We start from the raw sequence: 10,413 nt of genomic DNA on the forward strand, positions 1-10,413 counted from the left end.
GCCCCGTGAGGGGTGACAAGGGTTTTCCCCGTATCGGGTTCACCCCCCCGTTCCCTACTGTCCTCCGCACCGGCAGATATCATCCCCCCGACCGCACCCTGACAGGTGCATGCGGAGGGGTCGCATCCGCCGGGGACGGCCTTGACCCGGGCCGTCGCGCCGGTGGCGGCGCACGGGCCCCCCAGCCCAGGGAATGCCGGACAGCGACCCCACTTCGCCCTGGCCTCCCGCGCCGCCGCCACTGCTCCGCAGCTACGTCGTACTCGAAAGGGCCACACCTTGAACGGTTCCAGGCGGAGAGTCATATCCGTGGTCGCGAGCGCCGCGATCCTCGGCGCCGCTGCCACGACCGGGGCGATCGCCGCCGCCCCGGGCGCTGCCACCCCGAAGCCCGCACCGGCTTCGCAGACCATGCGGGCGCTCCCCAGCGCCCCGGTCGAGAAGGTCATCGTCACCTACAAGAGCCAGGCCGCCGAGGCCGGCTCGAACACCGCCGCGAAGAGCGACACGGCCGAGAAGGCCGCGAAGACGGGCGAGAAGCTCTCCTTCGAGCGTCGTCTCGCCGGCGGCGGCGCCCTGGTCGACCTGGGCGACAGCGCCAGCAAGCAGGACGTGACCGAGGTCATGGCCGCGTTCCGCGCCGACCCGTCCGTCGCCTCGGTCGAGCCCGACATCCGTGCCTACGCGATGGCGGTCACGCCGAACGACACCGACTACGCCAAGCAGTGGGACCTGTTCGAGCCCACCGGCGGCATGAACGTTCCTGCCGCCTGGGACAAGACGACCGGTTCGGGCGTCACCGTCGCCGTCATCGACACCGGCTACGCGGCCCACTCGGACCTGGCGACCAACATCGTCTCCGGGTACGACTTCATCTCGACCTCCGCCGACGCCCGCGACGGCAACGGCCGCGACGCGGACGCGAAGGACGAGGGCGACTGGAACGCCACCGACAACGAGTGCGGCACCGGCTCCAAGGCGTCGAACTCCTCCTGGCACGGCACCCACGTGGCCGGCACCATCGGCGCCGTCACGAACAACACCAAGGGCATCGCGGGCATCGCGTACAACGCGAAGATCCAGCCCGTGCGCGTGCTCGGCAAGTGCGGCGGCTCGTCCGCCGACATCGCGGACGCCATCACCTGGGCCTCCGGCGGCTCCGTGCCGGGCGCCCCGGCCAACGCCACCCCGGCCAAGGTCATCAACCTGAGCCTCGGCGGCGCGAGCGCGACCTGCCCGAGCGTCTACCAGAACGCGATCAACGGCGCCGTCTCCCGCGGCACCACCGTCGTCGTCGCCGCGGGCAACAGCAACGCCAACGCCTCCGGCTTCACTCCCGCGAACTGCGCCAACGTCATCAACGTGGCGTCCACCAGCCGCGAGGGCAACCGGTCGTACTACTCCAACTTCGGCAGCATCGTGGACGTCGCCGCGCCCGGCGGCGAGACCCGCCGCGCGACCGACACGCCCGGCACCGTCACCACCCCCGAGAACGGCATCTACTCCACGCTGAACTCGGGCGCGACCACCCAGTCGAGCGAGAACTTCAAGCCCTACCAGGGCACCTCGATGGCGGCCCCGCACATCGCGGGCCTCGCGGCCCTGCTCAAGTCGGCCAAGACCAGCCTCACCCCGGCCGAGATCGAGACCGCGATCAAGACCAACGCCCGCCCGCTGCCCGGCACCTGCACCGGCGGCTGCGGCACCGGCATCGCCGACACCGCGAAGACCGTCAACGCAGTGACGACCACCACGCCGCCGGGCTCGGTCTTCACCAACGCGACCGATGTGACCATCGTCGACAACGCCACCGTGTCGTCCTCGATCGTCGTCTCCGGCCGCACCGGCAACGCCCCCGCCGCCCTCAAGGTCGGCGTGGACATCCGGCACACCTGGCGCGGGGACCTGGTCATCGACCTGGTCGCCCCCGACGGCACCGTGCGCAACCTCAAGGCCTCGTCCTCCTCGGACAGCGCCGACAACGTCCTGACCACCTACACGGTCGACGCGTCGAGCGAGGTCGCCAACGGAACCTGGAAGCTCCAGGTCCGCGATGTGGCCACGGGTGACACCGGCTACATCAACTCGTGGAGCCTGACCTTCTAAGGCGCCACCGCTCCACCACCGAACCACCCCCCACATCAGCATCCTTGCTGGTCAGCGACGCGCTCGTGGTCTACACCACGGGCGCGTCCTGGCGTGTCGGCCCCCTTGCCCGCCAGGCACCCTGTCCGAATGCCGGACACAGGGCCTGGACTCCACCCGTGGGCTCCGTATTCTCTGCCCACGGGGCTCATGGGCCGGGGGCCCGAGCGCGCCGGAGGTGATGGACAGTGACGACAGCTCCGTACCTCGGCCTGCGCCCCACGGGTCCCGGCGGACCCCCCGCGCCGGTGGGCCGCGAGGAACTCCTCGCCCGCCTCGAACGCGCCCTCCAGACCCGGGGCCGCGCCCTGCTCACCGGGCCCGCGGGCGTCGGCAAGACCGAACTCGCGCTCGCCGCGGCGACCCGGGCCGAGGCACGCGGCGAGACCGTGCTGTGGCTGGCCACCCTGCCCTCCGACCGCGAGATACCCGGGGCGTCGGCCGCCGCGCTGGTGGCCTCGGTGGCGGCGACCGTGAGCCTCGCGCGACCCGGCGGCAGACGCCGCGAACCGCGCCCGTCCGACAAGGCGTCCACGGGGCGGACGTCCACCGCGCCCGAGGCATCCGCCGTCTTCGACGAACTACCCGGCCCCCAGCGCACCGCCGTCGCCATGCTCTGCCGCGAGGCACCGCTCGACGCGGGCGGCTGGGACCCGATCGCTCTCCGGCTCGGCATCGCGCAGATCCTCCGCACGCTGACCCGCCGGGGGCCCGTGCTCCTCGTCGTCGACGGGGTCCAGCACGTCGACGCGGACAGCGCGGACCTGCTCCGCTTCGCCCTGCACCTGGCGCCGCCCGCGCTGCGGGTGGTGGCCGTCGAGACCCCGGAGCCGTACGGGGAGACCCACGAGCCCTACCGCGCGCCGCACCGCCCCGACGACCCGCACGCCGCCCATCTCTGGGTGCCGTCCGAGGCCGACGTGCTGCTCGTGCCTCCGCTGCACGCCGACGAGATCGCCGAACTCCTCATCCACCACCGGCTGCCCTCCCGGATGGCCGGGCGCATCCACCGCGCGAGCGGCGGAAACCCCCGGCTCGCGCTCGCCGTGGGCCGCTCGCTGGCCGACGCCCGGACCCCCGTGCACCACGCCGAGGCACTGACGCTCTCCGGGCGCGCCCGCGACCTCGCCCGGCAACTCCTCGGCGCCGCGCCCCTCGCCGTACGCGAGACGCTGCTGCTCGCGGCGCTCGCGCTGCGCCCCTCCTCGACCCTGGTGCGCCGGGCGGGCCGGCCCAACGCGGAGGCCGACCTCGCGGCGGCCGAGCGGGCCGGACTCGTGTCGCTCGCCGAGGACGGCTCGGTGACCTTCACCGCGGGCCTGCTGCCCTCCACCCTGGTGCACGACGCCTGTTGGGCCGAGCGGAGCGCCGGGCACGCCGCCCTCGCCGAGGTGGTGGACGACCCCGTGGAGGCGGTACGCCACCGGGCGCTCGCCACCGACAGCCCGGACGAGGACCTCGCCGCCGAGGTCGCGGACGCCGCCGATCTGGCCCGGCGGCGCGGGAACAGCGCGCTCGCCGCCGAACTCGCCCTGCTCGCCGCCGAGTCGACGCCCGGCCGGCACGGCACGCGGCGGATCGCGCGACTCGTCGACGCCGCCGAGGAGGCCGCCCGCGCGGCCCGCGCCGACCTCGCCATGCGGGCGGCCACCGACCTCCTCGCCCGGGACGCGGTGCCCGCCGACCGGGTCAGGGCCCGGCTCGCCGTCCTCGACACCGCCGGGCAGGGACTGACCAGCCTCGACGAGATGTACGTCCACGCGATGGAGGACTCGGAGGGCGACACCGCCCTGCGGGCCGCCGTACAGCTCCGGCTCGCCGTCAAGTACGTACTGGCGGACGGCGATCCGCAGCGCTCGCGGACGGCGGCCGTCGAATCGGCCGCGCTCGCCGCCTCCATGGGCGACCCGCGCACGGCGGCCCAGGCGCTGACCGTGCAGGCGCGGATGGAGCGGGCCCTCGGAGCACCGGACGCCGAGGCGGTGCTCGCCCAGGCCCGCGCCCTGGAACTGGCCGAGCGTCCCCTCGGAATCCGCAACGCCGCACAGATTCTGACGATCCGTCACGCCCTGTTCGACGACCGTCTGACGGACGCCCGCGACGAACTCAACGCCCTGCTCCCCCTGGTGCAGCGGCGCGGCTCGGTCGAGGACACCATCGAGCTGTTCTCCACGCTGGCCGCGATCGAGTCCCGCATGGGCGCCTGCGCGCCGGCGCTCGCGCACGCGGGCCAGTCGCTCGCCCTCACCCTGGAGGCGGGCCTCTCGCCGGGGCCCGCCTGGTACACCCTCGCCCTCGCGGAGACGGCGGGCGGCAGCTTCGCCCGGGCGGCGAGCTACGCGCGGCGGAGCGTCCAGGCCTCGGAGGAGGAGGGCGACCGGGTCTTCCTGTCCCGCAGCCGGTACGCGCTCGGCCGGGTCCAGCTGATCAACGGCGATGTCGCCGCCGCCCTGGAGACCCTGCGGCGCGTCCAGGCCGACGAGCGCGCCCAGTCGACCGTGGACCCGTCGATGCTGCGCTGGCACGAGGAGCTGGCCGAGGCGCTGCTCGCCCACGACGCGGGCGACGAAGCCTTGGCCCTCCTCGACGAGGTGCGGCCGGTGGCGGCCCGGCTGGGCCGGTCGACGGTGCTGCTCGGCTGCGACCGGGCGCACGCGCTGTGGCTGGCGGCGGAGGGGCGCACGGACGAGGCGGTGCTCCTGCTCACCCGCACGGCCGAGGCCTTCGGCCGGGCCGGGCTGCCGCTGGAGCGGGGGCGGGCGCTGATCGCCCTGGCCCGGGTGGAGCGGCGCAGACGGCGCCGGTCGGCGGCGCAGAGCGCCCTGCAGACGGCGGCCTCGGTGTTCGAACGGGCCGGAGCGGCCCCCTGGCTGGCCCTGGCGTGCGAGTCCCCCGCGGGCACGGCGGGCGAGGGTTCCGGGGCGGCCTCCGGAAGCGAGGAGGCGCTGCCCGCGCTCTCCTCGCTGACCGAGGCCGAGCTGCGGCTCGCCCGGCTGGTGGGCCAGGGCGCCAGCAACCAGGAGGCGGCGGCGAAGCTGTACCTGAGCGTGAAGACGGTCGAGGCGCGGCTGACCAGGATCTACCAGAAGCTGGACGTGCGGTCGCGCGCCCAACTCGCCACGGCACTGCGGCCGTAGAGGCCAGGCCACTCGTAGTCCCCTTGTGGCGCCGGGACTTCACCGCCCCGCAGTCCGTTCAAGCGCCGGGACTTCGCCGCCCCCGCCGTGGGAGTCAGGGGGTGACGACGAACAGGCCCCGGACCGTCGTGCCGTCGGCGCGCCGCCATTCGGCGGTGATGCCCCCGTCGGCGTCGGCGGGCACGTCCGTGCCGGCGGCGAGTACGCGCCGGATGCGCAGGGTCAGCGGGGCGGGCGCGCCGGGGGCGCGGACCTCCACGTCCGTGTGATCGGGTCCTTCGGCGACCCGTACGAGCTCCGCGTCGGCCGTTCCCGCGGCCGCGGCCGCCGGGCGCGCGACGGCGACCGTGTGGTCCGGTGCGTCGGTCTGCGACTGGGCCTGGGCCTCGGCGCGTCCGGTGAGGAGGGCGTACAACTGGGCGACGAGCACCGGGTCGTGGGCGCCGTCGTAGATCCAGCGCTTGCCGAGGACGCCGTGCTCGGAGGTGCCGACGAGGGCGGCCTCGGCGCCGTCCAGGGGCTCTCCGCGGTAGGCCAGCGGGACGAGGTACGAGACGGCGTCCTCGCCCTCGCCGTCGGTCACGACCATGAACTCGATGCCGACCTCGCCCGCCGGGTCGTCGAGCCGGAACCCGCCGACCCGCTCCGGGCGCGGCTGCCCGCCGCGGTACCAGGGGCGGGTGGGGAGCCACTCGGTGAGCAGTTCGAGCTTGGTGGGCTGCAGCGTGGTCTGGTGGATGACGGCCATCGCGCGGGTCTCCCTCTCGTTCGCGGGTCCGGCCCACCTCGTCCGTGGCCCGGGCACCGGCAACGTAACAGACCGTGCAGGCGGGAGCGGGGGTCCCCTCGCGCGCCCGTCTTCCGCCCGGATCCGGGCCCATCGCCCCCTGCGGGCGTGACGGCACCGATCGGCGATCTGGTCGATAATGGCGGAAACAACGCATTCGACTCGCGGCACGTCCTCGTGCCGCCGCACCAGGGGAGCAGGAATGACCGGTGGACCCGAGCCCATCAACGCCGCCGCCCGCGAGGCACTGGAGGGGGAGCTCGACGACCTCCGCACCGAACGGGAGGCCGTCGCGGTCACCCTCCGGGACGGTGGTGGCGACCAGACGGGCGACCGGGCCGACCAGGCCGACGAGCTGGAGCGCGGCGACGACCTCGACCGGCTCGACCGCCGGATCGAGGACATCGAGGGGCGGCTGCGCGAGGCGGCCGTCGCGGGCGACCCGCCCACCGACGCGGTCGGCGTGGGCACCAGCGTGACCGTGCGGTTCGACGACGGTACGGAGTCGACCGTGCAGATCGGCGAGGTGGCGGCCGTGCTCGACCGGACGATGGTCACCGCGGACAGCCCACTGGGCAGCGCCCTGCTCGGCCACCGCGCGGGCGACACCGTCAGCTACGTGACGCCCGAGGGTCCGGCCACGGCGGTCGTGCTGTCCCTCGGCTAGGTCGTCTCGTCCCGGCCCCGGCGGGTCAGGGCGAAACCTGGGGGCGCGGCCCGGCGCCCAGGTGCCGCAGGGCCGAGGCCGCCGCTCCCGCCCCGCACATGCCGTGGGCGCCGGGGCCGGGTGGCGTGGCGGCCGAGCAGAGGAAGACGCCCGGCAGTCCGGTGCCGTACGGGTCGAGCGCGGGCCGGGCCCCCAGGAGGAGTTGGGGCACGGTCTTGGCGCCGGTGAGGATGTCACCGCCGGCGAAGTTGGGGTTGGCGGCGGCGAAGTCGGCGGGCCGGGTGACGTGCAGGCCCACGACGCGCTCGCGGACGCCGGGGGCGAAGCGTTCGAGCTGCCGCAGGACCGCCTCCGTCGCGTCGCCGTCGTAGCCGTACGGGACATGGGCGTACGTCCAGACGGGGTGGACGTCCCCGACGGACCGGGAGGGGTCGGCGAGGTACTGCTGCCCGACCAGCACGAAGGGCCGCTCGGGCATCCGACCTCTCGTCACCTCCCTTTCGGTGAAGGCGACTTCGGAGAGCGTGCCGCCGATGTGCACGGTGCCCGCGCGGCGCGCCCGCGGGTCCGTCCAGGGGACCCCGCCCTCCACGGCGAGGTCGACCTTGAAGGCGCCGGGGCCGCGCCGGAAGCGCCGGTAGGCGGCGGCCACCCTGGGCGGCAGCAGGTCGCCGTAGAGGCGCGCTACCTGGCCGGGGTCGAGGTCGAGGAGGGTGACGTCGGCGGGCGGCAGCTGGGCGCGGTCGGTGATCCGGACGCCGGTCCTGATCACGCCGCCGTGCTCGGCGAGCACGGCGGCCAGGGCGCGCGCGATGCTCTGCGAGCCGCCCTCGGCGACGGCCCAGCCGGCGGCGTGGCCGGCGGTGAGGATGCCCAGCCCGATGGCCGAGCCGAACGGCTCGGAGAGCGGGCGGAAGGAGTGCGCGGCGACTCCGGCCCACAGGGCCCGCGCCCGCGGCGTGCGGAAGAGCCGGGCGAGGGCCGAGGCGGGCAGCATCGTCGGCAGGCCGAACCGGGCGAGCGGCAGGGGGTGCGCCGGGATCCGGAGCAGTGGGCCCATGACGTCGCCGGCCAGCAGGTCCCAGCGGCGTACGGAGGGCTCCAGGAGGGCCCGGTAGCGGGCCGCGTCGGCGCCGAGCCCGGCGGCGGTCTCCGCCACCGACCGGAGCAGGACGCCGGCCGTGCCGTCGTCCAGGGGGTGTACGCAGTCGATCTCGGGCAGCAGCCAGCGCAGTCCGTGGCGCTCGGCGCCGAGCGAGCGGAGGGCGGGCGAGGCGACGGCCATCGGGTGGATGGCGGAGCAGTGGTCGTGCAGCAGGCCGGGCAGGACGGCCTCGAAGCTGCGGGTGCCGCCGCCGATCTCCTCGGCGGCTTCCAGGACGGTGACCTCGATGCCCTCGCGTGCGAGGAGGGCGGCGGCGGCGAGCCCGTTGGGGCCGGCCCCGACGACGACGGCCGTGGTCATGACGTGGTCTCCCGGGGGCGGGGGCTCCGTGCGGAGCGGCCTCAGCCCGTGACGATGCCCGTGACGAGGTTGATGGTGGTGGCCAGGATACTCGCGCCGAAGACGTAGGAGAGCAGGCAGTGGCGGAGCGCGACCGCGCGGATCGTGGTGCTGGAGACGTCGGTGTCGGAGACCTGGTAGGTCATGCCGAGGTTGTAGCTGAAGTAGAGGAAGTCGCTGTAGCGGGGCGGTTCGCGGGAGTTGAAGTCGATGCCGCCGCCGGGTTCCCGGTAGTAGAGGCAGGCGTAGCGGGTGGCGTACATCAGGTGCAGCGCGGCCCAGGCCATGAACACCCCGGCGAGGGCGGTCGCGGCGGCGGCGTGGCCGAGGTCGGACCTGCCGACCAGGAGCAGGACGACGATGCCGAAGAGTCCGCCGACCGCCGTGCCCACGACGGTCAGTTCCTCGACGGCGGGCCGGAACTCCTCACGGCGTACGTTGCGCCGGGTGGTGGGCGCGTCCATCGGCCACAGCGCGGTCCATCCGGTGACGACGAAGAGGGTCTCGGCGACGGCGATCGCGGCGAGGACGCCCAGGGGCACGTGGACGGTGGCGCCGATGACGGCACCGACGGCCGCCCCGGCGAGCGCCGAGAGGGCCAGCCGGGGTACGGCGGAGAGCAGCAGCGGACGGTGGTGCACGGCGTCGGGCCTCCCGGTTCCCTGGACTCCGGCGCCTCAGGCCGGGGTCGCTTCCAGGACGACCACGGCCTCGTCCGTGTAGGTGCGGAAGGTCAGGGTCTCCTGGAAGTAGAGCTGTACGCCGGTCGCGTCGTGGCTCGTATAGCCGATGGCCAGGTCCTGGCCGAGGACCAGTTCGAAGTCGCCGCCGCGGGTGGACAGGACGAAGCCGCCGCTCAGGGCGGGCGCCCAGAGGGGCTTGCCGTCGAGCATGCGGCCGAGGTGGGCGGCGATGGGGTAGCCGTGGTCGGAGGTCTCGCTGACCGCGCGGTACTCGTCGGCGCCGAGGAGCAGCGCGTAGGGGCCTTCGACTCCGGCGAGGCGCAGCCGGGTCAGGGCGCGGCTGACGGCGTCGGGGTAGTCGCGCGGTTCGGCGGGGAGCCGGACGGCCGGGTTGGATGACCTGGCGCGGAGGCCGTCGACGCCGGCGGCCCCGTATCCGTCGAAGATCGTCCGGTCCTCGACGAACGCCATGGCCCGGGCCGCGTCCTTGACGGGCTGCCAGTCGGAGTCCTTCGCGCCCCGCTCGACGTCGTCGACGGCGGCCCGGTCGACGGTGAAGGGCACGCGGAGTTCGAAGAGGGGCCGGGCCTCCCGGAGGCGCGCGGTGACGCCGGGGGCGGGTGACCCCATGTCGCTGAGGTGGCCCGYGCCGACGGCGGCGAGGCCGGGGCCGCCGGGGTCGGGGACATCGACGACGCGGCGTCCCGCGACGTTGCGGCGGAAGGTGCGGCGGGCCTCCTCCTCGATCTCGGCCCAGGCGGCGGCGGTGATCGGGGCGAGTTCGCGGCCGCGCCAACATGCCGTTCGGCCGGATCGGCGGCGGCGAGTTCGGCACGTACTTCATCGGCTACGCGCGCACCCCCGCCGTCACCGAACTCATGCTCCGCCGCATGTTCCTCGGGGACCCCCCGGGCAACACGGACCGCATCCTCGACTTCTCCCGCGCCGTGACGGCGGGGGTGCGCGCGTAGCCGATGAAGTACGTGCCGAACTCGCCGCCGCCGATCCGGCCGAACGGCATGTTGGCGCGGAAGATCTGCCGGGTGGTGCCGTCCTCGTCGACGATGGTGTTGAGGGCGACGTGCGAGTCGGGCGGTTTGACGTCGTCGGGCATCTCGACGTTGGACGCCTTGCCGCGGCCGATGGCCCGCTCCTGCTGTTCGACGGTGAGCGCGTCCCAGGCCGGCATGTCGTGCAGGTACTTCTGGACGACGACGTAGCTGCCGCCGCGGAAGCCGGGATCCTCGTCGCCGACGTGGGTCGCCTCGGCCGCCACCCGGCCCCCCGGGTTCTCGCTGCCGTCGACGAATCCGAGCAGGTCGCGCTCGTCGAAGTACGCGAATCCGTGCACCTCGTCGACGACGGTGACCGCGGCGCCCAGGCTCTCCGTGATCAGCCGGGCCAGCTCGAAGCAGAGGTCCATGCGCCGGGCGCGTACGTGGAACAGAAGGTCACCGGGGGTGGCCGGGGCGCGGTGGCGGGGCCCCCTG

Annotated in this window: 7 protein-coding genes and 2 pseudogenes; 4 read left to right on the plus strand and 5 right to left on the minus strand. The window is 74.6% G+C overall.

Annotated elements, in window-relative coordinates; all coding sequences use genetic code 11:
• Nucleotides 1–411: 411 nt before the first annotated feature.
• Entirely contained in the window at nucleotides 412–2,106 is a 1,695-nt protein-coding gene (locus EAO70_RS27595) for a S8 family serine peptidase (RefSeq protein ID WP_148005605.1), read from the plus strand.
• Between the two features lie 227 nt (nucleotides 2,107–2,333).
• Complete coding sequence (locus EAO70_RS27600; protein WP_148005606.1) at nucleotides 2,334–5,282, plus strand: helix-turn-helix transcriptional regulator; 2,949 nt, start codon at nucleotides 2,334–2,336, stop codon at nucleotides 5,280–5,282.
• Nucleotides 5,283–5,376: 94 nt separating this feature from the next.
• Here the strand turns inward: EAO70_RS27600 and EAO70_RS27605 are convergent, their stop codons facing one another.
• Nucleotides 5,377–6,030, minus strand: coding sequence for a maltokinase N-terminal cap-like domain-containing protein (locus EAO70_RS27605; protein ID WP_148005607.1), 654 nt, complete (start codon nucleotides 6,028–6,030; stop codon nucleotides 5,377–5,379).
• Nucleotides 6,031–6,271: 241 nt separating this feature from the next.
• On the opposite strand from EAO70_RS27605, the gene EAO70_RS27610 reads away from it, so the two are divergent.
• Nucleotides 6,272–6,736, plus strand: a complete 465-nt coding sequence (locus EAO70_RS27610; RefSeq protein WP_148005608.1) for a GreA/GreB family elongation factor — start codon at nucleotides 6,272–6,274, stop codon at nucleotides 6,734–6,736.
• A 25-nt stretch (nucleotides 6,737–6,761) separates the two neighbouring features.
• Here the strand turns inward: EAO70_RS27610 and EAO70_RS27615 are convergent, their stop codons facing one another.
• The 3 genes and pseudogenes from EAO70_RS27615 to EAO70_RS27625 form a co-directional block, all read right to left on the minus strand.
• Complete coding sequence (locus EAO70_RS27615) at nucleotides 6,762–8,201, minus strand: phytoene desaturase family protein (protein ID WP_148005609.1); 1,440 nt, start codon at nucleotides 8,199–8,201, stop codon at nucleotides 6,762–6,764.
• Nucleotides 8,202–8,242: 41 nt separating this feature from the next.
• Nucleotides 8,243–8,881 (minus strand): DUF1345 domain-containing protein, encoded by a 639-nt coding sequence (locus tag EAO70_RS27620; protein ID WP_261993083.1) that lies wholly within the window; start codon nucleotides 8,879–8,881, stop codon nucleotides 8,243–8,245.
• 36 nt (nucleotides 8,882–8,917) lie between these two features.
• Nucleotides 8,918–9,709: pseudogene (locus EAO70_RS27625) on the minus strand (family 1 encapsulin nanocompartment shell protein); the annotation flags it as partial.
• Between the two features lie 11 nt (nucleotides 9,710–9,720).
• Between EAO70_RS27625 and EAO70_RS39600 the strand changes: the two are divergent.
• Nucleotides 9,721–9,894, plus strand: coding sequence for a Dyp-type peroxidase (locus EAO70_RS39600; protein WP_261993084.1), 174 nt, complete (start codon nucleotides 9,721–9,723; stop codon nucleotides 9,892–9,894).
• On the opposite strand, the pseudogene EAO70_RS27630 reads toward EAO70_RS39600, so the two are convergent.
• Nucleotides 9,870–10,413 (minus strand): annotated as a pseudogene (locus EAO70_RS27630) (Dyp-type peroxidase); the annotation flags it as partial. The gene EAO70_RS39600 and the pseudogene EAO70_RS27630 sit on opposite strands and share 25 nt — an antisense overlap.

Origin of the sequence: Streptomyces sp. adm13(2018) (assembly GCF_008042145.1) — a bacterium.
Classification (GTDB): Bacteria; Actinomycetota; Actinomycetes; order Streptomycetales; family Streptomycetaceae; genus Streptomyces.

Excerpts from the sequence above, each read along its gene's own strand:
- EAO70_RS27595 (WP_148005605.1), top strand. The coding sequence starts at position 412 with ATGCGGGCGCTCCCCAGCGCCCCGGTCGAGAAGGTCATCGTCACCTAC.
- EAO70_RS27605 (WP_148005607.1), bottom strand. The coding sequence starts at position 6,030 with ATGGCCGTCATCCACCAGACCACGCTGCAGCCCACCAAGCTCGAACTG.
- EAO70_RS27610 (WP_148005608.1), top strand. The coding sequence starts at position 6,272 with ATGACCGGTGGACCCGAGCCCATCAACGCCGCCGCCCGCGAGGCACTG.
- EAO70_RS27615 (WP_148005609.1), bottom strand. The coding sequence starts at position 8,201 with ATGACCACGGCCGTCGTCGTCGGGGCCGGCCCCAACGGGCTCGCCGCC.
- EAO70_RS39600 (WP_261993084.1), top strand. The coding sequence starts at position 9,721 with ATGCCGTTCGGCCGGATCGGCGGCGGCGAGTTCGGCACGTACTTCATC.